Source organism: Williamsia muralis, assembly GCF_002735905.1.
Taxonomy (GTDB): domain Bacteria; phylum Actinomycetota; class Actinomycetes; order Mycobacteriales; family Mycobacteriaceae; genus Williamsia; species Williamsia muralis_A.
The window spans coordinates 716,124-739,973 of record NZ_PEBD01000008.1 but is presented as its reverse complement, the minus strand read 5'-3'; the positions used below and the strand labels follow the sequence as shown (position 1 = coordinate 739,973).

At 64.7% G+C, this 23,850-nt stretch carries 24 protein-coding genes and 1 tRNA gene; 14 read left to right on the top strand and 11 right to left on the bottom strand.

Features of this window, described 5'->3' with window-relative positions:
• The first annotated feature begins 16 nt into the window (after window positions 1-16).
• On the top strand, window positions 17-754 hold the full coding sequence (locus CSW57_RS12515; protein ID WP_099383029.1) for a LysR substrate-binding domain-containing protein: 738 nt from the start codon (window positions 17-19) through the stop codon (window positions 752-754).
• A gap of 177 nt (window positions 755-931) precedes the next feature.
• Here the strand turns inward: CSW57_RS12515 and CSW57_RS12510 are convergent.
• Window positions 932-1,016, bottom strand: a tRNA-Ser gene (locus CSW57_RS12510).
• A gap of 14 nt (window positions 1,017-1,030) precedes the next feature.
• The gene (locus CSW57_RS12505; RefSeq protein WP_099383028.1) at window positions 1,031-1,627 is read right to left on the bottom strand and encodes a MarR family winged helix-turn-helix transcriptional regulator; all 597 of its coding nucleotides are present in this window, start codon (window positions 1,625-1,627) and stop codon (window positions 1,031-1,033) included.
• 63 nt (window positions 1,628-1,690) lie between these two features.
• On the opposite strand from CSW57_RS12505, the gene CSW57_RS12500 reads away from it, so the two are divergent.
• Complete coding sequence (locus tag CSW57_RS12500) at window positions 1,691-2,659, top strand: NAD(P)H-quinone oxidoreductase (RefSeq protein ID WP_099383367.1); 969 nt, start codon at window positions 1,691-1,693, stop codon at window positions 2,657-2,659.
• A gap of 89 nt (window positions 2,660-2,748) precedes the next feature.
• Here CSW57_RS12500 and CSW57_RS12495 read toward each other — a convergent pair whose 3' ends face one another.
• A complete protein-coding gene (locus CSW57_RS12495; RefSeq protein ID WP_099383368.1) occupies window positions 2,749-3,945 on the bottom strand; it encodes a cysteine desulfurase-like protein in 1,197 nt (398 codons plus the stop codon).
• A 90-nt stretch (window positions 3,946-4,035) separates the two neighbouring features.
• Between CSW57_RS12495 and CSW57_RS12490 the strand changes: the two genes are divergently transcribed.
• The 6 genes from CSW57_RS12490 (at window position 4,036) to CSW57_RS12465 (ending at window position 8,940) form a co-directional block, all read left to right on the top strand.
• On the top strand, window positions 4,036-4,575 hold the full coding sequence (locus CSW57_RS12490; protein ID WP_099383027.1) for a bacterial proteasome activator family protein: 540 nt from the start codon (window positions 4,036-4,038) through the stop codon (window positions 4,573-4,575).
• A 99-nt stretch (window positions 4,576-4,674) separates the two neighbouring features.
• Entirely contained in the window at window positions 4,675-5,538 is an 864-nt protein-coding gene (gene wzm, locus CSW57_RS12485; RefSeq protein WP_030167806.1) for a galactan export ABC transporter permease subunit Wzm/RfbD, read from the top strand.
• Between the two features lie 4 nt (window positions 5,539-5,542).
• Window positions 5,543-6,340, top strand: a complete 798-nt coding sequence (wzt, locus tag CSW57_RS12480) for a galactan export ABC transporter ATP-binding subunit Wzt/RfbE (protein ID WP_099383366.1) — start codon at window positions 5,543-5,545, stop codon at window positions 6,338-6,340.
• Window positions 6,333-7,271: a galactofuranosyltransferase GlfT1 gene (gene glfT1 / locus CSW57_RS12475; RefSeq protein WP_099383026.1), complete on the top strand. Its 939-nt coding sequence runs from the start codon at window positions 6,333-6,335 to the stop codon at window positions 7,269-7,271. The genes wzt and glfT1 overlap by 8 nt, the downstream gene beginning before the upstream one ends.
• Window positions 7,272-7,397: 126 nt before the next feature.
• Entirely contained in the window at window positions 7,398-7,928 is a 531-nt protein-coding gene (locus CSW57_RS12470; RefSeq protein ID WP_143696533.1) for a hypothetical protein, read from the top strand.
• A 133-nt stretch (window positions 7,929-8,061) separates the two neighbouring features.
• The gene (locus CSW57_RS12465; RefSeq protein ID WP_062794764.1) at window positions 8,062-8,940 is read left to right on the top strand and encodes an LLM class flavin-dependent oxidoreductase; all 879 of its coding nucleotides are present in this window, start codon (window positions 8,062-8,064) and stop codon (window positions 8,938-8,940) included.
• 76 nt (window positions 8,941-9,016) lie between these two features.
• Here CSW57_RS12465 and CSW57_RS12460 read toward each other — a convergent pair whose 3' ends face one another.
• Both CSW57_RS12460 and CSW57_RS12455 read right to left on the bottom strand, forming a co-directional pair.
• Entirely contained in the window at window positions 9,017-9,670 is a 654-nt protein-coding gene (locus tag CSW57_RS12460) for a response regulator (protein WP_099383024.1), read from the bottom strand.
• 59 nt (window positions 9,671-9,729) lie between these two features.
• Entirely contained in the window at window positions 9,730-10,884 is a 1,155-nt protein-coding gene (locus tag CSW57_RS12455; protein ID WP_223249252.1) for a sensor histidine kinase, read from the bottom strand.
• Window positions 10,885-11,142: 258 nt separating this feature from the next.
• Between CSW57_RS12455 and CSW57_RS12450 the strand changes: the two genes are divergently transcribed.
• Window positions 11,143-11,778 carry a DUF4352 domain-containing protein gene (locus tag CSW57_RS12450; RefSeq protein WP_099383023.1) on the top strand — a complete coding sequence of 212 codons (636 nt, stop codon included), beginning with the start codon at window positions 11,143-11,145 and terminating at the stop codon, window positions 11,776-11,778.
• A gap of 75 nt (window positions 11,779-11,853) precedes the next feature.
• Here CSW57_RS12450 and CSW57_RS12445 read toward each other — a convergent pair whose 3' ends face one another.
• The 4 genes from CSW57_RS12445 to CSW57_RS12430 all read right to left on the bottom strand — a co-directional run bounded on the left by CSW57_RS12445 (window position 11,854) and on the right by CSW57_RS12430 (window position 15,621).
• On the bottom strand, window positions 11,854-12,270 hold the full coding sequence (locus tag CSW57_RS12445) for a GtrA family protein (protein ID WP_099383022.1): 417 nt from the start codon (window positions 12,268-12,270) through the stop codon (window positions 11,854-11,856).
• A 9-nt stretch (window positions 12,271-12,279) separates the two neighbouring features.
• Complete coding sequence (locus CSW57_RS12440; protein ID WP_143696532.1) at window positions 12,280-13,071, bottom strand: class I SAM-dependent methyltransferase; 792 nt, start codon at window positions 13,069-13,071, stop codon at window positions 12,280-12,282.
• A gap of 10 nt (window positions 13,072-13,081) precedes the next feature.
• Entirely contained in the window at window positions 13,082-14,152 is a 1,071-nt protein-coding gene (locus CSW57_RS12435; protein WP_143696531.1) for a methylenetetrahydrofolate reductase, read from the bottom strand.
• Window positions 14,153-14,223: 71 nt separating this feature from the next.
• On the bottom strand, window positions 14,224-15,621 hold the full coding sequence (locus tag CSW57_RS12430; RefSeq protein WP_099383020.1) for a WS/DGAT/MGAT family O-acyltransferase: 1,398 nt from the start codon (window positions 15,619-15,621) through the stop codon (window positions 14,224-14,226).
• A 160-nt stretch (window positions 15,622-15,781) separates the two neighbouring features.
• Between CSW57_RS12430 and CSW57_RS12425 the strand changes: the two genes are divergently transcribed.
• Entirely contained in the window at window positions 15,782-16,723 is a 942-nt protein-coding gene (locus tag CSW57_RS12425) for a TIGR03557 family F420-dependent LLM class oxidoreductase (protein WP_370623946.1), read from the top strand.
• On the opposite strand, the gene CSW57_RS12420 is transcribed toward CSW57_RS12425, so the two are convergent.
• On the bottom strand, window positions 16,701-17,138 hold the full coding sequence (locus tag CSW57_RS12420) for a DUF4259 domain-containing protein (RefSeq protein WP_189339231.1): 438 nt from the start codon (window positions 17,136-17,138) through the stop codon (window positions 16,701-16,703). The two genes, CSW57_RS12425 and CSW57_RS12420, sit on opposite strands and share 23 nt — an antisense overlap.
• Before the next feature lie 248 nt (window positions 17,139-17,386).
• Here CSW57_RS12420 and CSW57_RS12415 point away from each other — a divergent pair, with 248 nt between their 5' ends.
• Together CSW57_RS12415 and CSW57_RS12410 are read left to right on the top strand one after the other, a co-directional pair.
• Window positions 17,387-18,931, top strand: coding sequence for a phytoene desaturase family protein (locus CSW57_RS12415; RefSeq protein WP_370623945.1), 1,545 nt, complete (start codon window positions 17,387-17,389; stop codon window positions 18,929-18,931).
• A gap of 84 nt (window positions 18,932-19,015) precedes the next feature.
• The gene (locus tag CSW57_RS12410) at window positions 19,016-20,734 is read left to right on the top strand and encodes a cation:proton antiporter (protein ID WP_099383017.1); all 1,719 of its coding nucleotides are present in this window, start codon (window positions 19,016-19,018) and stop codon (window positions 20,732-20,734) included.
• Between the two features lie 11 nt (window positions 20,735-20,745).
• Here CSW57_RS12410 and CSW57_RS12405 read toward each other — a convergent pair whose 3' ends face one another.
• The gene (locus tag CSW57_RS12405) at window positions 20,746-21,540 is read right to left on the bottom strand and encodes an SDR family oxidoreductase (RefSeq protein WP_099383016.1); all 795 of its coding nucleotides are present in this window, start codon (window positions 21,538-21,540) and stop codon (window positions 20,746-20,748) included.
• Window positions 21,541-21,608: 68 nt separating this feature from the next.
• On the opposite strand from CSW57_RS12405, the gene CSW57_RS12400 reads away from it, so the two are divergent.
• Window positions 21,609-23,030 (top strand): FAD-binding protein, encoded by a 1,422-nt coding sequence (locus CSW57_RS12400; RefSeq protein ID WP_099383015.1) that lies wholly within the window; start codon window positions 21,609-21,611, stop codon window positions 23,028-23,030.
• Between the two features lie 56 nt (window positions 23,031-23,086).
• Window positions 23,087-23,848: a decaprenylphospho-beta-D-erythro-pentofuranosid-2-ulose 2-reductase gene (locus CSW57_RS12395; protein WP_023954826.1), complete on the top strand. Its 762-nt coding sequence runs from the start codon at window positions 23,087-23,089 to the stop codon at window positions 23,846-23,848.
• The last annotated feature ends 2 nt before the right edge of the window (window positions 23,849-23,850 follow it).

Genomic DNA, 23,850 nt, shown 5'->3' with positions numbered 1-23,850 from the left:
TATCGGCCGGTAGCCTGTGGGCGTGACCGCGCCTCACCATGCCTCGTCATTTCAGCTGGCCTTTGTGCCCGGCGTAACACCAGGCAAGTGGGTACGGATCTGGAGTGAACGCCTTCCGAAGGTGCGGCTCGAACTCGTCCCGATCGACGTCGCCGCATGCGCCGATGCCATCCGCGACGGCCGGGTACAGATGGCGATCACCCGACTGCCCGATGCCCTGGATCACCGCGACCCGGGGCCGCACCACACCATCGAACTCTACGAGGAGGTGACGGTCGTGGTCGTGCCGAACGACCACGTCTTCACCGCGGTCGATGAGATCGGCGTTGCCGATCTGGCGGATGAACAACTCCTGTGGCCGCTCGACGAACCGCTGGTGGTCGGGCAACGGCCGGGAAGGGCAGTGGAACATCGACCGCAAACCACCAGCGACGCAATCGAACTCGTCGCGGCGGGCACCGGACTCTTGCTGGTCCCGCAGTCGCTGGCCCGACTGCACCATCGCAAAGACCTTGCCTATCGCCCGGTGACCGACGCGCCAACCGGATCGGTGGGCCTACTGTGGCCGGCACCGACATCTGAGCTCGCCGAGGAGTTCATCGGCATCGTGCGCGGACGTAAGGCGACGTCGTCGCGGAGTCAGTCCGAACCTGCCCCGAAACGGTCGGCCAAAGAGAAGGCCGCTGCCAAGCGCGCTTCCAGAGAAGCCGCCGGAAAGACACCCGGGAAGGGCCCACGTAAACCGAGGCGGTGACGAGCACGCCCTTCGGAAATGGGTCGTTGTGGCGAACGAAGGCCCAGGTGGGCTCCGCCACAACGACCCATTTCCGGGGGTGCGGTTACTTCAGCAGGGTGTGGAGCGAGGCGATCCGGATAAGAGGAGGAACCTCGGTGTCAGAGGCGGTTCATTGAAACCGGCCCTGACGTTCAGCGGAAGCGGAGGGATTTGAACCCCCGGTGGTTTTACCCACGCTCGCTTTCAAGGCGAGTGCATTCGGCCGCTCTGCCACGCTTCCTTCGGTCAGTGAGCCTACTTGACGCGAAGTCGTTCGTTCTCACGGAGCCAGGTATCCACCTTCGCGAAGGTGGTGGCCATCGCGTCGCGCTCGTGGTCGTCGAGGTGGTCGAGCAGGTAGGTGCGCACCGCAAGCACATGCCCCTTGGCCGCCTCGTGCAACTTCTCACGGCCCAGGTCGGTGATGCGGCATTCCCGGTTGCGCAGGTCTCGTTCCTGGTCTTTGGCCATCCGCTCGATGAATCCCGCCTCCACCAGCCTGTCCACTCGGCGGGAGATGGTGCTCTTGGTGGCAAGCGCGCCGTCTGCGAGGTCACTCATCCGCATGTGGTCGTGTTCGGACAGGAGGACCAGGATGCGGTAGTCGGCAAAGGTGAGACCCGACGCGGTGATCAGAGCATCGTTGATGGCGTCGAACAGCCGTTGGCTGCCGTCCATGAACGAACGCCACGCCACCTGCTCGGCCTCATCAAGCCACGGCACATCGTCCTTCGTCATGGTCCATTCCCGGTCACCGATCAGCAATGTGAAGCACAGGTTACCCCGCACCAATACGGTGACCCGCCGAACGTTTTCGCTCGTCAAGAAGCGGTCACCGTAGAAGTGACGCACCAGCCGGCCTTCCGGTTCCGCACTTCGACGGCAGGCTGGGGTATTGGTTGACACATGAGCAACATGCGAGCAGTGACCGTCACGGAGTTCGGACCGCCGGAGAACTTGGTGATCACCGACATCGAACGGCCGTCCCCCGCCGCAGGTGAGGTTCTCGTGAAAGTGGCCGCCGCCGGCGTGAACCGCGCCGACCTGCTGCAACGCCAAGGGAACTACCCGCCCCCACCGGGCGCCAGCGACATCATCGGGATGGAGGTCTCGGGCACCGTTGCCGAACTCGGCGCCGAGGTCACGGGATGGGACACCGGACAACAGGTGTGCGCCTTGATCGCCGGCGGTGGCTACGCCGAATACGTGACCGTGGCCGCCGAGCACCTGCTCCCCGTACCCGACTCGGTCGACCTGATCGAGGCCGCCGCCCTCCCCGAGGTGGCCTGCACGGTGCTGTCCAACCTCAAACGAACCGCTCATCTGCAGCGCAGTGAACTGCTGTTGCTCCACGGCGGAGCAAGCGGCATCGGCACCCACGGCATCCAGTGGGCGAAGGCGCTCGGGGCCACGGTTGCAGTGACCGCCGGCTCAGCCGAAAAGCTGGAACTGTGCCGCGGTCTCGGTGCCGACATCACCATCAACTACCACGACGACGACTTCGTCGAGGTGCTCAAGACTCACGGTGGCGCCGACGTCATCCTCGACATCATCGGGGCGAAGTACCTGAGCCGCAACGTATCTGCGTTGGCAGCGGACGGAAGGCTCGTGGTGATCGGCATGCAGGGCGGCGTCAAGGCCGAACTGAACCTGGGCGCACTGCTCTCCAAACGCGGCACCATCCATGCGACGGCCTTGCGTGGTCGCGAGCAGTCGGACAAAGCAGCGATCGTTGCTGACACCATCGCGACCACTTGGCCGTTGATCGCCGACGGGCGCGTCAAACCTGTTGTCGGAGCACAGTTCTCGCTGAACAAGGCGGGCGAGGCACACGCCTTGCTCGAATCGGGGAAGGTCACCGGCAAGGTGTTGCTCACCGTCTGATCCCGGATTCCCACCAAGATCAGTCCCCTGAGGTGTCGCGGGGGGAACTATGCCCCCGAAGGCGCCTCAGCGGGACGATTGTGGTGGTGTCAGCCGAGTGAACCGAGGGTGCGGACGAGCTGGTCGACCTCATACGGCGTGGTGTACGGCCCGAGCCCGATGGTGACGGCACCGCCCACATCGTTGACCCCGATGCCGGACAGCACCCGGCTGTTCACATCGGCCAGCGCGCTGATGCCATTGTCGGCCAGACGCCGGACCACCTTGTCCGCGGTGACCCCCGAGACTGTGAAGCTGACCGCCGGGATCTGCACCGGCGCTTCGCCGATGACGTTGACGAAGTTCAGCTGCCGTAGCGAGTTGAGCAGGTAGTGCAGCAGTCGCTGTGAGTACTCCGCCAGACCTGTCATCGACTGGACCAGCCGCTCGCGCCGGGTTCCGGTGGCCGATTCATCAAGCGCCGCAAGGTGTTCGATCGACGCAACTAGGCCGGCGAGCAATGCGTGTTGATGTCCGTCGACCTCGAGCCGTTCCGGCCCCTGTGCATCCGGGTTCAGCGACATCGACCGCACGCGGGTGAGCATCTCCGGATCACGGAACACCAGCGCTGCGGTGGACGGCCCGCCCCAACGCTTCGCACTGACCACCAGCACGTCCGCGCCCAGCACCTCGATGTCCAGCGGCATGTACGGCGCTGCGCTGGTGGCGTCCACCACCAGCAGTCCGTCGATAGCGTGGACCGTGACCGCCGCGGCCGCCACGTCGACCACCGTGCCCAGCGTCGACGACGCCAGTGGCATGGCGACCACGCTCGTGGACCGACTGACCAGACCTTCGTATTGCCAGACGGGCAGTTCGCCGTTCTCGATGTCCACCTCGGCCCAGCGGACCTTGGCGCCGAATCGATCGGCAGCGCGCAGCCACGGCACCACATTGGCCTCGTCGTCGAGGCGGCTCACCACCACTTCCGAGCCGAGCCACACCCGAGTGTTCAGGCATTCGGCCAGAACGCTGAGCAACTGCCCACGCGACGGACCGAGCACCACTCCCCGCGGATCGCCGTTGACCAGATCCGCGACGGCCTGCCGTGCCGCGTCGATGACGCCGGCCGTCTTCTTCGCCGCGGGATAGACGCCACCGGGTTCGGAGACCAGCCCGCGGAACGCCTTGGACACCGTGGTCGCCACCGAGTCCGGGATCTGCATCCCGGCCTGGGGATCGAGATGGATCCAGCCGTCTCCAAGCGACGGGAACAATCCCCGTACGCGTGCGACGTCATAAGCCATGGCAGTCACCATAGACCGTCCTTCCGACGCTGCCACCTGAGTTGTGGGCCTGCTGCGAACACGAGATCGGGACATCTGGACAATGGGGACATGGCCGAAGACATTTTCAACCAGGGACCCCCGTCCGACAGCGACGACGGCATCGTTGTGGTGCCGTCGGCGAACTCCGACCAGGGTAAAGGTGACGATCATCAGGGTGTCGCCGACATGGTCGAGCAGCCGGCGAAGGTGATGCGGATCGGCACGATGATCAAGCAACTCCTCGAAGAAGTTCGGGCGGCACCTCTCGACGATGCCAGCCGGGTTCGGCTTCGCGAGATCCATCAGTCGTCGATTCGCGAACTGGAAGACGGTCTGGCCCCTGAGCTGCGCGAAGAGCTCGAGCGGCTGGCCCTGCCGTTCAGCGACGACAACACGCCGTCCGACGCGGAACTACGGATCGCACAAGCGCAGCTGGTCGGCTGGCTCGAAGGACTGTTCCACGGCATCCAGACCGCGCTGTTCGCCCAGCAGATGGCCGCGCGGGCGCAGCTCGAGCAGATGCGTCAGGGGCAATTGCCGCCGTCGGGTCCGATGGGTGGCCCCGGTGGGCCGCCTCACGGGGTCGCGGGCACCGGTCAATACCTCTGATCTGACGTCTGCCGCCGGCAGGCCTGCGGTGCCCGGTTTGCCGAGATCGACAACTGCGGCGTCCGGGGCGGGCCGGCGTTGACGGTAGGCTCGTCTCTCGTGTCAACAGCAGTCGATCGCGAGCCGGTGCGCCCGCCCTCAGCGGAGTCCGATTCCCGGTCCTTCCGCCGGGCATTCGGCGACCTCGCAGCCGGCTTCCGCCAGTCGGAGCTCTGGCTGCTCCTGGGCTGGCAGGACATCAAGCAGAGATACCGCCGCTCTCTGCTCGGCCCCCTCTGGATCACCATCGCCACAGCGGTGACTGCGGTGGCCATGGGACTTCTCTACTCGCAGCTGTTCGGCAACGAGATCGACACCTTCCTGCCGTACGTCATGCTCGGGTTCATCTTCTGGGGTTTCATCTCCGGATCGATCCTCGAAGGTGCCGAGCTCTTCACCACCAACGAGGGGCTGATCAAACAGATCCCTGCCCCGCTGAGCGTGCACGTGTACCGCCTCACCTGGCGCCAGCTGATCATCTTCGCGCACAACATCCCGCTGTATGCGGTGTTGCTGATCATCTTCCCGCAGCCGGTGAACTGGACCGTGGTGTTCGTCATCCCCGGCATCGCACTGCTCGTACTCAACGCCGTGTGGGTGTCCATCGTCTTCGGCATTCTGTCCACGCGGTTCCGCGACATCGGCCAGTTACTGGCCACCGCAGTGCAACTGGTCTTCTTCATGACGCCGATCATCTGGAGTGCCACCGATCTCGAGAAAAATGTCGGAGCCGATTCCAGCCGCGTCAAGCTGGTCCAGATCAATCCGATGTACCACTACCTCGAGATCACCCGCGGTCCGCTGCTGGGCGAGTCGGTGGCGCTCTACCACTGGCTGATCGTCATCGCCTGCACGATCGGCGGCTGGGCAGTGGCGTTGATGGTGCTGCGTAATTACCGTGCTCGCGTTGCGTATTGGGTGTGAGGTCATGAGTTCAGTTCGAGTCGATACCTGGGACGCCTGCGTCGATTTCCCGATCTTCGACGCCAAGACCCGGTCCATCAAGAAATCGGTGCTCGGCCGTGCCGGAGGCGTGATCGGCGCCAACGATTCCAATGTCGTCGTGGTCGAGGCACTCAAGCAGATCAATCTGCACCTCGAACACGGCGATCGCATCGGGCTCGTCGGGCACAACGGTGCCGGCAAGTCCACGCTGCTGCGCCTGCTGTCGGGGATCTACGAACCCACGCGCGGTGCATGCAGCATCAAGGGTCGGGTGGCGCCCGTGTTCGACCTGGGCGTTGGAATGGACCCCGAGATCTCCGGCTACGAGAACATCGTCATCCGAGGCATGTTCCTGGGCATGAGCCGCCGCGAGATGCTCCGGAAGATGGAAGACATCGCCGAGTTCACCGAACTGGGTGACTACCTGTCGATGCCGCTGCGCACCTACTCCACCGGTATGCGCGTGCGCGTGGCGCTCGGAGTGGTCACCTCGATCGATCCCGAGATCCTCATCCTCGACGAAGGTATCGGTGCCGTCGACGCGGAGTTCATGAAGAAGGCACGCATCCGCCTGCAGGAGCTGGTCGCACGGTCCGGCATCCTGGTGTTCGCGAGCCACTCCAACGAGTTCCTCGCGCAACTCTGCGACCGCGCACTCTGGATCGACCACGGCGCGATCCGGATGGACGGCGGGATCGAGGAAGTGGTGCACGCCTACGAAGGACCTGAGGCCGCGCGCCATGTGCGTGAAGTCTTGGCCGAGGTCGAAAAGGATGGCTGAGCCCGCCGCGGCCCCCTCCGGTGGCGCGCAGACCGCGGACCGCGTGATCGGCGTGGTGGTCACCCACCGTCGCCTCGAGCTGCTGCGGCAATCGCTCGGAGTGCTGACCAACCAGAGTCGGCCCGTCGACCACCTCATCGTCGTCGACAACGCCGACGAAGCCGCGGTCGCCGAACTGGTTGCCGCGCAGACCATTCCCACCACCTACATCGGGTCGAAGCACAACCTCGGCGGCGCCGGCGGATTTGCGCTCGGCATGCTGCACGCGCTGTCACTGGGCGCCGACTGGGTGTGGTGCGCGGACGACGACGGCAGGCCCGAAGGCAGCGACGTTCTCGGCACGCTGCTCGAATGCGCTGTCACGCATCAGCTTTCCGAGGTATCGCCGGTGGTGTGCAACATCAGCGACCCCGACACGCTGGCCTTCCCGCTGCGGCGTGGACTGGTGTGGCGTCGCAAGCGATCCGAACTGTTCGCCGGAGACGAGACCTCAGACCTTCTGCCCGGCATCGCCTCACTGATGAACGGCGCCCTGTTCTCCGCATCGGCCATCGAGGCCGTCGGTGTCCCCGACCTGCGCCTGTTCGTCCGCGGCGACGAGGTGGAGATGCACCGCCGACTGGTGCGGTCCGGTCTGGACTTCGGCACCTGCCTCACCACGGCATATCTCCATCCGGACGGCACGGACGAGTTCCGGCCGATCATGGGTGGGCGGATGCACACCCAGTACCCCGACAACGACACCAAGCGGTTCTTCACCTACCGTAATCGCGGCTATCTGATGAGTCGGCCCGGTATGCGCAAACTGCTGGTGCAGGAGTACGCCCGATTCGGCTGGTATTTCCTTGTGCAGCAACGGGATCTGGCCGGATTCCGGGAGTGGCTGCGCCTGCAGTCGCTGGGCCGTCGGGAACGGTTCTCGCGACCCTGAGCTCGTAGGGTACTCACGGCAACGTCGATGGACAGTGCTGCGCATCGCAGGACGTTCGTCTGGTTGATGTGTCGGTGGTGAAGACACGGTTGCCGAAAGCGCGCTGTTGTGTGCGAATCTTCGGGGATGACAACCCCGACACAGAACCGTAGATCACACGTCGTGCAGGTCGCCTCGCGTGTCAACGACATCAGTTGGTGGCTGTTCGTTGTGGCATCCCTGATCGCCGGAGGAGTCAACTGGTGGACCGAACGCGTGTGGGCAGCCGGATTCAGCGACGACGTCCGGTTGTACTGCCCCTTCGTTCGCGGATCGGTAGGCGGCGACTGTATCGTCACCACCTCCGGATTCGCCGACGATCACTGGTTCACCGACACCGCGTTCTACTCGATGGCCGCTTTTGCTGTGCTAATCCTCGCGGCCATCGTGGAAGGCGTCGCGAAGGGCCGATTGGTGTCGGGCATCGTGACGGTCGGGCTACCGATAGTTGCGTGGGGGTTGTTCCTCGTGGCTTCACCAGGCGTGGTCGCCGACGACGTGATGAAGCCGATCTGGGCCATGCTTGTTGTGTTCATCGCCGTCATGCTCCGCGAGACGTGGGCGCGAACCCTCAGACGATCGAACGCCCGGCGGTGGTCGAACCACGAGACAGCGTGACGACAGTCCCGATGGTGCGGACGTGGCTGGGCCGCCAGCTCAGCGAATCGTTCCCAAGCCAAACTAGAACGTGTTCTACTGAACTGAGACGGGTCCGGCTCGACCAGGCTCAGGGAACATATTTAGGAGGATCATGCGGTTCACATTCGCCGAGGCGATGACAGATCCGAGCTACTACCTGCCACTGGCTCAAGCGGCCGAGGCCGCCGGGTATGAGGGGTTCACCATCCCCGACTCCATCGCCTACCCGGAGGAATCGGACTCGACGTATCCGTACACCGAAGACGGCAGTCGGGAGTTCCTGGAGGGCAAGGCCTTCATCGAGACCTTCGTGATGGCGGCAGCCATGGGCGCGGTCACCGAGAAGATCCGATTCAACCCGTTTGTGCTGAAACTGCCGATCCGTCCTCCCGCGCTGGTTGCGAAGCAGGCGATGTCGGTGGCCGTCCTCACGAACAACCGGTTCTCGCTGGGGGTCGGTACCAGCCCGTGGGCCGAGGACTACGACATCATGGGCGTGGACTACAAGCGTCGTGGCAAACGGATGAACGAGTGCATGGACATCATCCGCGGACTCAGCACCGGCGAGTACTTCGAGTTCCACGGGGAGTTCTACGACATACCCAAGATCAAGATGAACCCGGCGCCCACCAAGCCGATCCCACTGCTCGTCGGCGGTCACGCCGATCTGGCACTCAAGCGCGCCGTGATCCGCGGCGACGGCTGGATGCACGGCGGCGGCCCGCCCGAGGAGCTCGACGCCCTGCTCGACAAGATCCACGACATCCGCAAGGCCGAAGGAAAGTTGAACGACCCCTTCGAAATCCACGTGATCTCGTATGACGCCTACACACCCGACGGCTGTAAACGCCTCGAGGACAAAGGCATCACCGATGTCATCGTCGGCTTCCGGATCCCGTACATCACCGGTGACGACACCGAACCGCTCCAGAAGAAGATCGACAACCTCAACATGTTCGCCGACTCGGTGATCAGCAAGGTCAACGGCTGAACCGGCCTCCCGATCTGGTGGGTTCGGGCGAACATAAGCCCAGGTGGACCTCACCATTTCCCACCGAGATCGGGGGTCAGGCGACCAGGCCTGCGCGGAATGCGACGAGCGCAGCCTCAACGCGATTGCGGGTCCCGAGCTTGTTGAAGACCGACGAGATGTGGGTCTTCACCGTCGTCTCGCTGAGGAACAGCGCCGAGGCGATGGTCGCGTTGGACGCGCCGCCGGCGAGCGCGCGTAACACCTCACGCTCGCGGGAGCTGAGGATCGCGAGGTCGGTCGGAGAAGCGGAATTTTCAGGCGGCCCGCTCTCGACGATCCGCCTGAGCGAATCGGCACTGAAGAGCGTATTACCCGCCGCGACCGCGCGAACCGACTGCTGAAACGTCTCAGGCGCCTCGTCTTTGCTCAAGAAACTGTGTGCACCGGCGGAGACAGCCTGCACAACAAGGTCATCGACGTCCATGGCAGTCATCGCAATGACTCGCGGCGGGTTCGGCATCTTCATCAGCTCGCGGGTCGCAACCAGGCCACCGACCCTTCGCATCTTCAGATCCATCAGTACAACGTGGGGGCGGCGAGCCTGGACCGCAGCGGGCACTTGGTCTCCGTCCTCGACATCGGCGACCACGACGATGTCGTCGGTGGCGGCGAAGATGTCGGTGACCCCACGACGAACGAACGGGTCGTCGTCGGCGATCAGCACAGTGATCAGGGCAGCTGTGGTCATGATGATCCACAGCGTATTGCGTCATACCGACATCGAGAAGCACCGTGTGGCCACGCGATTCACGCGTACCAGGGCACCCAGCAGTTGATGATGAATTCGGCGCCGACAACGCCTGCGTTGAACGTACCGCCGACGTTGTGCACTTGTTCGGCAAGTCCACGCAAGCCCATGTGCGAGCCCTGTGGCACCGCGGGCGGTCGGGTGCTGAGGGCGTTACGCACACCGATCCGGATCCCGTGCTCGTGGGCCCCGGTGATCCCGATGAGGACCGTTTGATCGCCTGCATACTTCTGTGCGTTGGTCAGTGCCTCCTGCACGACACGGTAGGTGACGTGCCCGGAGGCGGTGCCTACGTCACCGGGCGACACGTCGGTGAAGAGTGTTGTGTGCAAGCCTGCAGCTCGTGCTGACTGCACCAGATCGGCGATCCCGTCGATGCCCTGATGGCCGGTTTCCCGCGGGGCCGAACCGCGCAGCACCCCGACGATGCCTTTGAGTTCGTCGAGCCCTTCGTGCGCGGTTGCCCGAATCATCGACGCGGTATTGGCAATCTTCTCGGGGTTGTCCGTGCCGCCCACCTGAACCGCACCCGCCAGAAGCGAGATGCGACTCAGACTCGCGGCCAGGGTGTCGTGCATGTCGCGCGCGATGCGTGTTCGTTCTTCTGCGCGGATCATCTCGTCGCGCATGGCGTCGGTCTGCTTGGTTGCGCGATCGCGACTGATCTCGGCGCGAGCCAGCTCGAACTGAGTGTGCCGCAACAACGCCACCACCACGACGATCGCCACCAGCGCGGCAGCCACGATCCACGGAATCCACAGCGGTACATCCCATTCGGGCTTTGGCACATCGTCGGGTACTTGCGGTGACCCGATTGTCAGCACCGAATTGTCGCGGGTTCGATGCGCATCGTAGGTCAACGAGATGCCGCATGCCATGTAGACGACAGCAGCCGATATCGCGAGGCGGATGCCGCGCTCGGCCTGCGCGACCGCGTACAACGCGATCAGCGCAGCGGTGGCATCCGTGCAGAAGAACAACGGCCCGGCGACGGCGGCAGCCAATACCGCGATCGGGTGCTCATGACGCCAGACCAGTGCGGCTGCGGCCGCAAAGTTGAGCAGCATGCCGACCACCAGGTTCCACACGGGAATCGTCCCCGAGTCGCCCGAGATGCCGGCCGTCATCACCGTGCAGAACACGCTCAACGCCACCGCTCCGGTGGTCCAGAGGCGGCGTCTGAAGATCTGCCCGGTAGTCGCTGTCACCGCTGGGACGTTACGCAATGCCTCTGACCAGATGCGATCAGACGACAGGTCCGTGACCACGCGAAGGCAGACCGAAAGGATGACCGAAGCCGACTCTTCGGCCGAGGCGCACCGGAACCCTTCTGCGATGAGCTGTTCATCGACCCGAACGACAGCATCGAACCGCGCCGCGTTCACATCCCGCACAGCACAGGAGGTCCCGTCATGAGCAATCCAGGTCAGCCCGGAGACAACCCTTACGGCCAGCCGTACAACCCCTACCCGCAGCAGCCGCCACCCAAGAAGAAGCGCAAACTCTGGCCGTGGCTGGTGGTCGGCATCCCCGTGCTGCTGATCGGTGCGTGCACCGCGGTGCTGGTCTCCAGTGTCAACACCGACAGCGATACCAGTGTCACCAAGGGTTCAGGGCAAGGCACCCCCGCCGCGGCTGCCGGCCCTGCCTTCCCCGGCAAACTCGACGACGACACCTCGGCGCTCGCGGGCGACACGATCACCCGAGATGACCTCGCCTACACCGTCTCTCCGCTGGAAACGGTCGGCACGGCGATCGGCAACTACCTCTGCACCAACGTGACCATCAAGAACGTCGGTGGCAAGCAGAACGACTTCAACAGCTATATCGACTGGAGTCTGCAGGATGCCGCCGGCACCATCCGCGACGCGACCTTTGCCCCCGAACGCCAGCCGCTCAACTCGGGCCAGATCGCGCCAGGCGGCCAGGCAAGCGGTGACGTGTGCTTCGACTCTCGGGACGGATCCGGCCCCGGTACCTACGTGGTGCTGTTCAACGACACCTTCTCCCTGTCGTCCGACCGACTGGCGTGGGTGAACACCCTCTGACCCGTTCGGCACTGTGCGGTTGTCCGGCGCGTGTGCGCATGTAGCGCGCCGAACAACCCCCACAAGGATCGGGGGTCAGCGGATCTTGAAGATGACCGTTCGCTGCACAACGAAGTTGATGACGGTCGCGGTGCCCTGAGCGATCACGAAGGCGGCGAGACTGTAGACGAAAGTCTCCTCCCACACCCTCGACAACCCGGTGTAGATGCCGACCTGGACCACGAAGGTCACCAGATAGAGAACCGCGACGGCGACAAAGCGAAGCGCGCTGGGTTCGGCGGCGAAGGTCCACCGACGGTTGATCAAGTACGCCGTGGTGGTGCCGCAGATGAAGCCGACGGCTTTCGCGAACCACTCGGGCATGCCGAACCCGTATTGGAGCAACAGCGTGAGCCCGAAGTCGAGGACGCCTGAGCCGGCCCCGGTGATCACAAACCGGACCAACTGGGTCTTCAGGTCGACCCCGACGCGTGGTGCTAGCTCCTCAGACACCCCAACACACTAAACGGCAGCCGCCGACTTCCCCGATTCGGTCGGCTCCAGGATCAGGATCGTGCCGATCACCAGCTCGTCCCGGATCAAACCGGTGATGATGGATTCCTGCTCGGACGCATTCTCCCAGCGACTGTCGTGACGATGACGCTCGGCGACGAGGTCGTCGCATTCGGTGACCCGCTGTTGCCACCAGTCGGGGGCAGCGTCGAAGTCGGCCAGATCGGCGCGATCGACGATGCGCAGACCGGCGTCCTCGACGAGCCGGTCCAATCCGGGGCGAGTCGGAAAGTTGTTGCCCTCGGGCTGGTTCGGCAGGTCGTCGACCGTCTTGACGTACACGAGCACACCGACTCTTCCGTCGGCACGGACAACACGTCGGAGCTCTCGCAGCATCTTCGGCTGATCGCTGCTCGTGCAGACGACTCCGAGCGACCACGCCTTGTCGAATGCCCCGGACGGGAACGGGAGATTCTCGCCGGCGGCCGCGACGGTGGCCCGGCCGAACAACCGTTGCGCGGCCTGGCACGCGCCCATCATCGGCTCGACCAGCACCACCTCGGGTCCGAACTCCCGCGCGACGAACTCGGCTGCCCCACCCATGCCCGCCCCGACATCGACGAGGCTGGTCTCAGGGTCGAGGGCGAGCTTGCCCGCCAGCCAGCGAAGTGCTTCGGGGCTGCCGCTGCCGCGACATGCGGCGGGTATGGCGTACTCGCGACCAAGCGCCTCCACGGCTCGCACTGTCCACGAGGGGACCGTGTCGAACTCGTCCTTCATCGCCTCTGCATCAACTACCACTGCGCCGCCTTCACCGGTTGTGCCCCACGGCCAAGCGCTCACGTAGCCGCCGTCCGATCTCTGCCTTGACCTTCGCTGCTGGGACCTCACCGGCCGCCGACGCCAAGCCCGACAGGTTGACGCCCACCACACCCGGGATGTCGAGGAGCGCAACTGCTTCGTCGACCGCGGTCTCGATGCCCGCCTCGACCGAGTCGTCTGCGGCCAGCACCCTGGTGATCTGCGAGTGGTCGAGGTGCAGACCAGGAAAGGCGGCCAGCACCTGCGCGGACCGCTCATCGGTATAGACGGCCACACCGGCGATGACCGGCATCGTGACGCCCTGAGTCCGCGCTGTTGACATGAACGCCCTCAACGATTCCGGTGTGCTGACGTGATTCAGTACCGCCAACTGGGCGCCGGCCCTCTGCTTCTCGAGCAGACGCGCCGGGCGGATGCTGGTCGGCACGGCTTCGGGAGCCTCCGGCACACCCACGGCAAGATCAGCCTGTGCCGCCAGCGCCGCGAGCCGGGTTCCGTCCAGATCGAAAACCTGTGTCACATCCTGTCGAACGCCCTGTGCCCGGCCGTCGCCGGTGACACAGAAGACGCCGTCGGCCCCAGCCTGGCCCAAGCCCATCAGTTCCTGCTCGAGCACCACCCTGTTGCGGTCGCGACAGGTCAGCGTCACCCACGGGCATCCACCCACCCCCCGGATGATCTGCGCCATCACGGTCGGTGGGTAGTCGGGCCGGTTCTGATGTTCTCCGACGAGGACGGCATCACTGCTCTCACCCAGAATGGATGCCACCTGTTCGAGGACGCCCCGGTCGAAGGCCGGGACCGACAGGTCCGACAGGACCACCGGGCGGGCACGGGAAGCGTTGATCAACTCACTCGGCGACGCCGGACTGGTCAACGGCTGTGGCCACGGAATGGGTTCGGTGAGAACGGCAAACGGACAGATGTGGGCGTCCATTTCACACGTGGCGTCATCGCGCACACCACCGCACGGCCCGAAGACCATGCGCTTGGGGCATTCCCGTGACCGCGTTCCCCGATACTCGGTGAAGGCGTCGGGCCCATCGGTCGTGGTGTCCATGACGAACCGCTTACCCCGGTGACTCGGCCGGCAATCATCTGCGGCGGACCGGCGCACGGTCCCCCGCACGACTAATTGGCTACGTCACACAGTTTTTCGAGCTCCTCGAGTGCTGTGTCGAGATGGGTCAGCAGTCGCTGCAGGCTCGGAATCGTCGCGCGTGCACCGGTCAGACCGAAATTGATGTTGTCGCCGTTGGACGCCACGGTGATGTTCAATGCCTGCCCATCCATGGCGATCGACGCCGGGTAGACACCGTCGAGCCGCGCACCGTTCCAGTACAGATCCTGTTTCGGGCCCGGCACATTCGAGATGATGATGTTGAACGGCGGCGGGGTGTACCGCACGAACCCGGGCACCGTGGAAAACGCCAACGGCGCCATCACCGCTGCGCCGTAGCCCAGCGCCATCAGCGGGCTGAGGTCGCGGATGACGTTCTTGCTCGACCGCGTCGACTCCACGAGGGTGGCCAGCCGACGTTCCGGATCAGGTTGATCGGTGGCGAGATTCGCCAGGATGGCGGTGACCGCGTTGCCCTCGGAGGTGTCGCTGCCCGCGGCATGCATCGACACCGGCATCATCGCGATCAGCGGCTGTTCGGGCAGCTCGTTCTGGTCGATCAGATACGACCTGAGCGCTCCGGCACACATCGCCATGACCACGTCGTTGAGTGTGATGTCGAGGCCTGCGGCCACCGTGCGCAACCGGGTGGCCCGCCATTGATCGGCCGCGAATCGCCGTGCGCCACCGATCGGCACGTTGAACATCGTGCGGGGCGCCTGCAACGGCAGGATCAGGTTGCGGTCGCGGACCGCCCGAAGCCCCAGACGTGCACCGGCGGGAGCCAGCCCGGCGAGTTCACCGGCGATCTTGGCCCCACCGCTGAATACCTGCCCGACCAGGTTCTGTGAAACCGAATCGTTCGACGGCTCCTTGGGTTTGCGTGCGAACAGTGCGGGGTCCCAGGGGGCGCGCCCGTTTCGCGCCTCGGGGTCAGTGTCGAGCGTCTTCTCGAGCAACTTCAACGCGCTCACACCGTCCACCAGCGAATGGTGGATCTTGGTATACATCGCGACCCGGCCATCGGCGAGGCCCTCGATCAGGTGCACCTCCCACATCGGCCGGTAACGGTCGAGAAGCGCGCCGTGGTTCGCCGAGACGTACCTGAGCAGTTCGCGGATTCGGCCCGGACGCGGCAAAACCGTTCGGCGAACGTGGTATTCGAGGTCTATCTCCTTGTCGTACGTCCACCGGACCGTACCCATCAGCGCCACGGGTGACGCGGGCCGTTTGCGGAAGAGCCGGTAGACGTCGGTCTGCGCCTGCAGTGTCTCGAACATCTGCTCACCGAGCTCTTCGGCAGAACTGCCCTCGGCGGGCTCGAAGAGCTGAAGACCACCGACGTGCATCGGATGCTCGCGGGATTCGGCCAGCAGGAACATCGATTCGGTGATCGGCATGTACGGCATGTGCGCTCCTGGACTGTCGGTTCCGTGTGTGCTCGAGAGACTCGAAGTCCACCAATGTGAAACAGGTTACAAGCTCGCACGGTTGCGCACCCGCCGTACTCGAGGGTTTACCGCTCGACTCTGGGGGAACTCAGGCGACATGCGCTTTGGATACACGTTGATGACCGAACAGAGTGGCCCGAAGGATCTGGTGCGGTACGCCGTGTCAGCCGAGAACGCGGGATTTGACTTCGAGGTCTCCAGCGACCACTACTCGCCCTGGCTCGTGTCCCAGGGTCACGCGCCCTATGCGTGGAGTGTGTTGGGCGCGGTCGCCCACGCCACCGAGCGGGTCGAGCTGGCGACCTACGTGACGGCGCCGACCATGCGATACCACCCGGCCGTGGTGGCGCAGAAGGCTGCGACGATGCAGTTGCTGGCAGACGGGCGATTCATTCTGGGCCTCGGATCAGGCGAGAGCCTCAACGAGCACACGGTCGGCCAGGGCTGGCCCGGCGTCGAGCAGCGACTGGAGATGCTGGCCGAGGCAGTGAAGATCATCCGCGAACTCCATGCCGGCGAACTCGTCACCTACGACGGCAAGTACTTCCGCGTCGACTCGTCACGCATCTGGGACCTGCCTGACGGCGGTGTCCCGATCGGTCTCGCCGTTTCCGGCGACAGATCGATCGAGCATCTCGCGCCGCTCGGCGACCACATGATCTCCACCGAACCCTCGGGCGATCTGGTGACGTCGTGGGATCAGCACCACCCCGAGCAGTCGCGGAAGATCGGACAGATCCCGATCTGCTGGGATCCCGACAAAGACGCAGCCGTCGCCCGCGCGCACGACCAATTCCGCTGGTTTGCCGGCGGGTGGTCGGTGAATGCCGATTTGCCGACAACTGCCTCGTTCAGTGGCGCCACCCAATTCGTGAGGCCAGAGGATGTTGCGTCATCAATTGCGTGCGGTCCGGACCTGGATGAATTGGCCGAAAGTGTGAAGCCGTTCATCGAGGCCGGTTATACAGACGTGGGACTTGTTCAGATAGGCGGCGACAGTCAAGACCAGTTCTTGGCCGAGGCGGCGGGGCCTTTGCTCACGAAGCTTCGCGCACTCTGACAGTCAGCGCGGTTCGCTCTTCCAACTCCTCGATCACCGCTTCGCCGACTGCGATCGCGTCGTCGAGCAGCGCTGCACGTGTCCACAGACGTGTCCATTCGGTGTGCACGGACATGCACTGCTCCAGTGTTGCCAGCGCAACAGCAGCCAGCTCGATTGAGGGTTGAAATTGGTTGTCGGTCACCGACTTCGGGCCGGTGTTGTCCGCGAGAAGCAGGCCGCCCGGCAATGCGGCCGCCACAGTGGTCGCTGCTCCCAGAGCAATCAACCATGCGCGCTGATCGTCGGCACGCACCGCGGTTGCCAGGGCCGACCGGACCAATGCAGGGCGTCCAACGGCAGCCGTACGGTCGAATTGATCAGCCCATTCGACGGCAGGCGCGTTGTCGAAAACACCGGTTCCCCAGATGTGCATTGTCGACACCTCTCCACCGCGACTCGGACGTTTGGTCTCACATATTTGTCGCATACGTGCTGCGAATTGTTACCCCATTGTCCCCCGCGTGTTCGAGGTCTCGTCCTGAACATTACGTGAATTGACCGACTCAATTTTTTGCATCGGGCGTTTTGTTCAACTCGAACATTCAACGGGCTAGACGATCGGCAACTCGTGTGATGAGGCCGTCGCGGCTCGCATGGCCGGCGATGCGCGCCGGGAGCATCATGACGGGCATGCAGATCTACGACGACATCGTCATCGGCGCCGGCCACAACGGCCTGACCGCGGCCGCCTACCTGGCCCGGGCGGGCCACAAGGTGCTCGTGCTCGAACGCGCCCCGCACGTCGGCGGCGCAACCGTCTCCGCCCGGCCGTTCCCCGGCATGGATGCGCGGCTGTCCCGCTACTCGTACCTGGTGTCGTTGCTGCCACGGCAGATCATCGCCGATCTCGGACTCGACATCACCCTTGTCCGGCGCAGGTACTCCTCATACACGCCGCTCCCCGCCGATCCGTCCAGAGGCATTCTGGTCGACACAGCCGACGAAGCAGCGACAGCGGCATCGTTCCGAGCCGTCACGGGATCTGACGCGGACTTTCGCGCGTGGAAACAGTTCTATGCCGCGATGTCGACGATCGCCGAAGGTGTTTTCCCGACCATGCTGCGACCGCTCGTCAGCGGCGATGAGATGGCGATGATCGCGGGTGGCGATCTGGCCGCCATGGACATGTGGGAACGCCTCACCACCGAACCGGCCGGCACCATCATCACCGACACGTTCAGCGACGACCTGGTCCGGGGCATCGTCGCAACCGACGGGCTCATCGGCACGTTTGCCGATCTCGACGACCCGTCGCTCGCCCAGAACATCTGCCTGCTCTACCACCTCATCGGCGGTGGCACCGGCGACTGGGACGTCCCGGTGGGTGGCATGGGCGCGGTTTCCGGCGCCCTCGCCACCGCAGCCGTCGACGCCGGCGCCGACATCCGCACCGGAGCCGACGTCATTGCTGTCGACCCGGGCGACGGCACCGTGGAATGGGATCAGGGCACGGCCAGGGCCGAGTTCATCCACGCCGCCTGCGCCCCTTTTGTTCTCGATCGACTTGTCGGGAATGATGTTGCGTTGCAATCGAAACCACGTGGAGCCCAGCTCAAGATCAACGTGCTGCTGCGGCGCCTGCCGAAGCTGCGCGACACCGATGTCCCGGGGGGCGCGGCGTTTTCGGGCACCTTCCACATCCACGAGGGCTTCGACGCGTTGGCGCGATCACATCGTGAGGTCGCGGCCGGCCGGATCCCGACGACTCCGCCGAGTGAGATCTACTGCCACACCCTGTCCGACCCGAGCATTCTCGGCCCCGATCTCACCGGTATGCACACCCTGACACTGTTCGGACTGCACATGACGCCGGAATTGTTCACCCGGCCAGGGGCAAGAGACGAAGCCGTGGCCGCCACCTTGGCCGCCTTGGACTCGGTCCTCGACGAACCCATCGCCGACGTCATCGCCACCGACAGCACCGGTGCACCCTGCATCGAAGCGAAGACCCCGCCGGAACTCGAAGAGGCGGTAGGACTGCCCGGCGGCCACATCTTCCACCGGCCGCTGCAATGGCCTTGGGCGGAAACACCTGCAGAAGTCGGCACATGGGGTGTGGAAACCGCCCATCGGCGGGTGTTGCTCGCCGGGGCCGGCGCCCGGCGCGGCGGCGGTGTCAGCGGCATCCCGGGCCACAACGCTGCGGCGCTGGTCCTGCGTTCCTGACACTTTTCGGCGGCGTCATCCGTTCGGTCACCGACCTGATGAAGCACCATGAACGGCTGGCAGCCACCCGGATGAGGAGATGATGTGACCCTGACACTGGCGGGTGTGGTGGTGGTGCTCGCCATCGTGGCGGTGTCGGTGTTCTCCGCCCGCCTCGGGGTGGCCGCACCGCTGCTGCTGGTGGCCGTCGGAACCGGATTGAGCTTCATCCCGGGCTTTCCCCGGCTCGAGTTCGCGCCCGAGCTGATCCTCGCCGGAGTGCTTCCACCCCTTCTGTATTCGGCCGCCGTGAACATGCCTGCACAGGACTTCCGGCGAAACTTCAAACCGATCACCGCGCTGGCGGTCCTTCTCGTGGTGGTCACCACGGTGGGAACGGCATGGTTCTTCCACGCCCTGATCCCGGACCTCGGCTGGCCCGCCGCATTCGCCCTCGGCGCGGTGATCAGCCCGACCGACGCCGTCGCCGCGACATCGGTGGGCAAAAAGCTGGGATTGCCCGGACGGGTGGTCGCGGTGCTCGAAGGCGAGGGTCTGGTCAACGACGCCTCGGCCTTGGTCCTCCTGCGGTCGGCGGTGGCGGCTCTCGCCGGGACCGTGTCGATCTGGGGTGTCCTCGGCGATTTCGCCTTCGCGGTGGCCGCTGCGGTGGTCGTCGGGTCGGTGGTCGGCTACGTCAACATCCGCATCCGTGGGTGGCTGAACGACGCCGTGCTGACCACGGCCATCTCCTTCGTGGTGCCGTTTGTCGCGTATCTCCCAGCGGAGGAGATCGGCGCCTCGGGAGTGCTCTCGGTGGTGGTGGCGGGCTTGATCACCGGGCATCAGGGATCGCGGTATCTGCGCGCTCAGGACCGGATCGCGGAGACGATCAACTGGCGGACCCTGGCCTTCCTTCTCGAGGGCGCGGTGTTCCTGTTCATGGGGATGGAGCTCAAGAAGTCGATCGAGCAGGTGGAAGAGAGCCAGTTCAGCACCATCACCGCCATCGCGATCGGATTGGTGGCCTCAGCCATCGTGATCATGTTGCGCATCGCGTTCGTGGGTCCGCTCGTGGCGTTGCTCCGCCGCGACACCCGCCGCGCCCACGAGGCGGTGTCGAAGATCGGCGAGATACAGGCACAGTTGCACGCCCACCAAACCCAAGGGCACCTCACCGAGCGACGTCTCCAATTCGCACAGACCCGGATCACCCGGGTGTCCGCGGACCTGTCCTTCCAGCTCAACGAGACTCTCGGCTGGCGCGGTGGGGTGGTGCTCGGCTGGGCCGGGATGCGTGGAGCGATCACCGTGGCCGCAGCTCAGACCCTTCCACAGACCACGCCGCACCGCCCCCAGCTCATCCTGATCGCGTTTGTGGTCGCGGCGACCACCCTGCTGCTCCAGGGACTCACCTTGCCTGCCGTCATCAGGACCGCCAAGGTGACGTCAGATGATCCCGACAGGCTCCGTGAGGAGTACGGGAAGCTCGTCGAGGATCTCCAGCGCGCAGCGACCGCCGCCCTCGCTGACCCCGCCGCGGCGGACCTACCCGACGACGAGGTGACCGCAGCCGTGGTCGAGATGGTCCGGGCCGACAGCATCATCGGTCGCGTGCAGTCCACCGACGACCCCAGCCAGAACCCTGACGGACGCAGGCGCTACTTCCGACTGCGGTTCGCCGTCCTCGCCGCCGAACGCGAGGCACTGCTGCACGCCAGGAAGCTGGGTCTTTACAGCTCGCAATCACTGACCCACGCGCAGAACCTGCTCGACCTCGAGGAAGCCCGCCTCGAACAGCTCGACGACGACAAATCGGAGTGAGCTGAGCCCGCTCAGGAGTGGGCGAGCTTCTTGTTCACCACCCGGGTCAGCCATGCCGGCGAAAAACGCGCACCAAGCGACAGCGCCTTGGTCTGCAACCCCACGGCGTAGTGCACCCGGTGGATGAGCTTGCTGGTCTTGGGTTCCTCGACGGCAGCGAGGATGGCATCGGCGACGTCCTGGGGTCCGAGGCGGATCCCGAGCGAGTCGGTGGTGCCCGTACGGACGTCCTTGGTCATCGCGGTCTGGACGTAGAGCGGCCACATGGCGATGGCGCGGATGCCGTGCTTGCCCCACTCGATGTCCAACGCCTCGGTGAGACCGCGGACGTACATCTTGGTGGCGCTGTAGCTGGCCAGCTCGGCCTGGCCGTAGATCGCCGACGCCGACGCGATGTTGACCAGCACCGACCCCGGAGTGGCCTTCAGATGCCGGAACCCGGCATGGCACCCGTTGGTCACGCCCTTGACGTTGATGTCGATCTGCTTGTGCTGGGTGGCGAGCGGGATCTCCTCGAACGGACCCGCCAGCAGGATTCCCGCGTTGTTGATCAGCACGTCGAGCCGCCCACCGTTGCCGTCGGCGAACTCGTCGAGACGGGTGGCGAACTCATCGGCGTCGGTGACGTCGAGGTGGCCCGTGACCGCGCGACTTCCCGCGGCCTTCACCTCGTCGGCCAGACTGGCCAATCCCGCCTCGTCGATGTCGTACGCACCGACGAGGTATCCCTTGCGCGCAAACGTCAGGGCAGTGTGACGTCCGATACCGGCTGCAGCACCGGTGATGAAGACCGATCGTGTAGGCATACGGGATTCTTACACCGCACGTTGTCGAATGGCTAGTTCCGATGACACGCCCGGTAGGCTCTGCTCCGATGTCTACCGCTGAATTGCCCATTGAAACCCGCAAGCTCGTCGGCTGGAGCCGTACGACGCCGATCGAGGGTCACGTGCTGGCGACACCCGATGTCGAGGTGATCGCCAAGGCTGTCGCGCAGGTTGCCGACGCAAACGCCGACAAGCCGTCCTACCTGCGTCGCGGCGTGATCGCCCGCGGACTGGGACGTTCCTACAACGAATCCGCACAGAACGTCGGTGGCCTGACCGTCGACATGACGCAGCTCAAGCGCGTCCACTCGATCGACGACTCCACCGGGATCGTCGACCTCGATGCCGGCGTCTCACTCGACGAGCTGATGACCGTGGCCCTCCCGTTCGGGCTGTGGGTTCCGGTTTTGCCCGGCACCAGGCAGGTCACCATCGGTGGAGCCATCGCGCACGACATCCACGGCAAGAACCATCACAGCGCCGGCACCTTCGGCCAGCACGTTGTGGAGATCACGTTGTTGGTGGCCGATGGACGCATCCTCACCCTGACCCCCGCCGGCAGCCCCGACGACCCCCAGGGCGAACTGTTCTGGGCGACCATCGCCGGAATCGGACTGACCGGCATCATCCTGCGGGCGAAGGTTCAGCTCAAGCGGACCGAGAGTGCGTACTTCATCGCCGACACCGCCACCACGAGCAGTCTCGACGAGACCATCGCACTCCATCTCGAAGACGGATTCGAAGACGGCTACGAATACGCATCAGGCTGGTTCGACTCGATCAGCAAGCCGCCGAAGCTCGGCCGCGGGTCATTCAGTCGCGGCAATCTGGCCAGACTCGACGAGCTGCCGCCGAAGCTGCAGAAGGACCCGCTGAAGTTCAACGGCAAACCGCTGGTGACCTTCCCCGACATCTTCCCGAACGGGTTGGCCAACAAGTTCGACTTCTCCATCGTCGGTGAGGCCTACTACCGGATGGGGTCGAACAAAAAGGGCCAGGTCAAGAACTTGGCGCAGTTCTACCACATCCTCGACATCTTCGGAGAGTGGAATCGGGCCTACGGGCGTACCGGCGGATTCACCCAGTACCAGTTCATCGTGCCCACCGGCAACGAGGACGAGTTCAAGCGGATCATCGCCGACATCCAGGCCTCCGGACACGTGAGCTTCCTCAACGTGATCAAGCTCTTCGGCGACGGAAACCAAGCGCCCCTGAGCTTTCCGTTCCGTGGCTGGAACGTCTGTCTCGACTTCCCGATCAAACGGGGACTCGGCGAATACCTCAACGAGCTCGATCGTCGCGTGATGGCCATGGGCGGACGCCTGTACACGGCCAAGGACTCGCGGACCTCCGCACAGAACTTCCACGCCATGTATCCCGAGATCGACTCGTGGATCGCCACCCGCCGAAGGATCGACCCGACCGGGGTGTTCATGTCCGACATGGCCCGCCGCCTCGAACTCGCCTGAGCAACAACTCGTTCGAGCCTGCACTCCCCCGATCTGCCGACTAGACAGGAACATTCATGATCAACGCCGTAGGCGTCCCACAGTCCGTCCTGGTACTCGGTGGCAGCTCCGAGATCGGACTGGCCATCACCGCCGAATACCTCAAGAAGGGGCCGATGCGTGTGGTCCTGGCCACCATGCCCGGCGATCCCGCCGGTGAGGCCGCCGTCGAGAAGATGAAAGCCGCCGGCGCCTCGTCGGTGGAGCGCATCGACTTCGACGCCCTCACCCCCGACAGCCATCCTGCCGTGATCGACCAGGCGTTCGCGGGGGGCGACATCGACGTGGCCATCGTCGCGTTCGGCGTCCAGGGTGTGGACGAAGAGGTCTGGCAAGACCAGCGCAAAGCCGTCTTCACCGCCAACATCAACTACACCGCCGCGGTATCGGTGGGCGTTCTCCTGGGCGAGAAGATGCGCGCACAGGGCCACGGTCAGATCATCGCGATGAGCTCGGTCGCCGGAGAACGCGTGCGCCGCAGCAACTTCGTCTATGGATCCACGAAGGCCGGCCTCGACGGGTTCTACCTCGGTCTCGGTGAGGCCTTGCGTGAACACAACATCCGCGTACTCGTCATCCGCCCGGGCATGGTGCGCACCCGCTTGTCGGCGCACGTGAAGGAAGCACCGCTGACGGTCGAGAAGGAAGACGTCGCCAAGCTGGCGGTGTCGGCAGCGGACAAGGGCAAGGAACTCGTCTGGGCGCCCCCGCCATTCCGTTTTGTGATGATGGTGCTTCGCCACATCCCCCGTCCGATCTTCCGCAAACTTCCCATCTGATC

Coding starts and splice junctions, on each gene's coding strand:
- glfT1 (WP_099383026.1), top strand. CDS start 6,333: ATGGCTGAGCCCGCCGCGGCCCCCTCCGGTGGCGCGCAGACCGCGGAC.
- CSW57_RS12395 (WP_023954826.1), top strand. CDS start 23,087: ATGATCAACGCCGTAGGCGTCCCACAGTCCGTCCTGGTACTCGGTGGC.
- CSW57_RS12495 (WP_099383368.1), bottom strand. CDS start 3,945: ATGGCTTATGACGTCGCACGCGTACGGGGATTGTTCCCGTCGCTTGGA.
- CSW57_RS12415 (WP_370623945.1), top strand. CDS start 17,387: ATGACGGGCATGCAGATCTACGACGACATCGTCATCGGCGCCGGCCAC.
- wzt (WP_099383366.1), top strand. CDS start 5,543: ATGAGTTCAGTTCGAGTCGATACCTGGGACGCCTGCGTCGATTTCCCG.
- CSW57_RS12470 (WP_143696533.1), top strand. CDS start 7,398: ATGACAACCCCGACACAGAACCGTAGATCACACGTCGTGCAGGTCGCC.
- CSW57_RS12450 (WP_099383023.1), top strand. CDS start 11,143: ATGAGCAATCCAGGTCAGCCCGGAGACAACCCTTACGGCCAGCCGTAC.
- CSW57_RS12405 (WP_099383016.1), bottom strand. CDS start 21,540: ATGCCTACACGATCGGTCTTCATCACCGGTGCTGCAGCCGGTATCGGA.
- CSW57_RS12490 (WP_099383027.1), top strand. CDS start 4,036: ATGGCCGAAGACATTTTCAACCAGGGACCCCCGTCCGACAGCGACGAC.
- CSW57_RS12425 (WP_370623946.1), top strand. CDS start 15,782: ATGACCGAACAGAGTGGCCCGAAGGATCTGGTGCGGTACGCCGTGTCA.
- CSW57_RS12460 (WP_099383024.1), bottom strand. CDS start 9,670: ATGACCACAGCTGCCCTGATCACTGTGCTGATCGCCGACGACGACCCG.
- CSW57_RS12500 (WP_099383367.1), top strand. CDS start 1,691: ATGCGAGCAGTGACCGTCACGGAGTTCGGACCGCCGGAGAACTTGGTG.
- CSW57_RS12430 (WP_099383020.1), bottom strand. CDS start 15,621: ATGCCGTACATGCCGATCACCGAATCGATGTTCCTGCTGGCCGAATCC.
- CSW57_RS12435 (WP_143696531.1), bottom strand. CDS start 14,152: ATGGACACCACGACCGATGGGCCCGACGCCTTCACCGAGTATCGGGGA.
- CSW57_RS12465 (WP_062794764.1), top strand. CDS start 8,062: ATGCGGTTCACATTCGCCGAGGCGATGACAGATCCGAGCTACTACCTG.
- CSW57_RS12400 (WP_099383015.1), top strand. CDS start 21,609: ATGTCTACCGCTGAATTGCCCATTGAAACCCGCAAGCTCGTCGGCTGG.
- CSW57_RS12420 (WP_189339231.1), bottom strand. CDS start 17,138: ATGCACATCTGGGGAACCGGTGTTTTCGACAACGCGCCTGCCGTCGAA.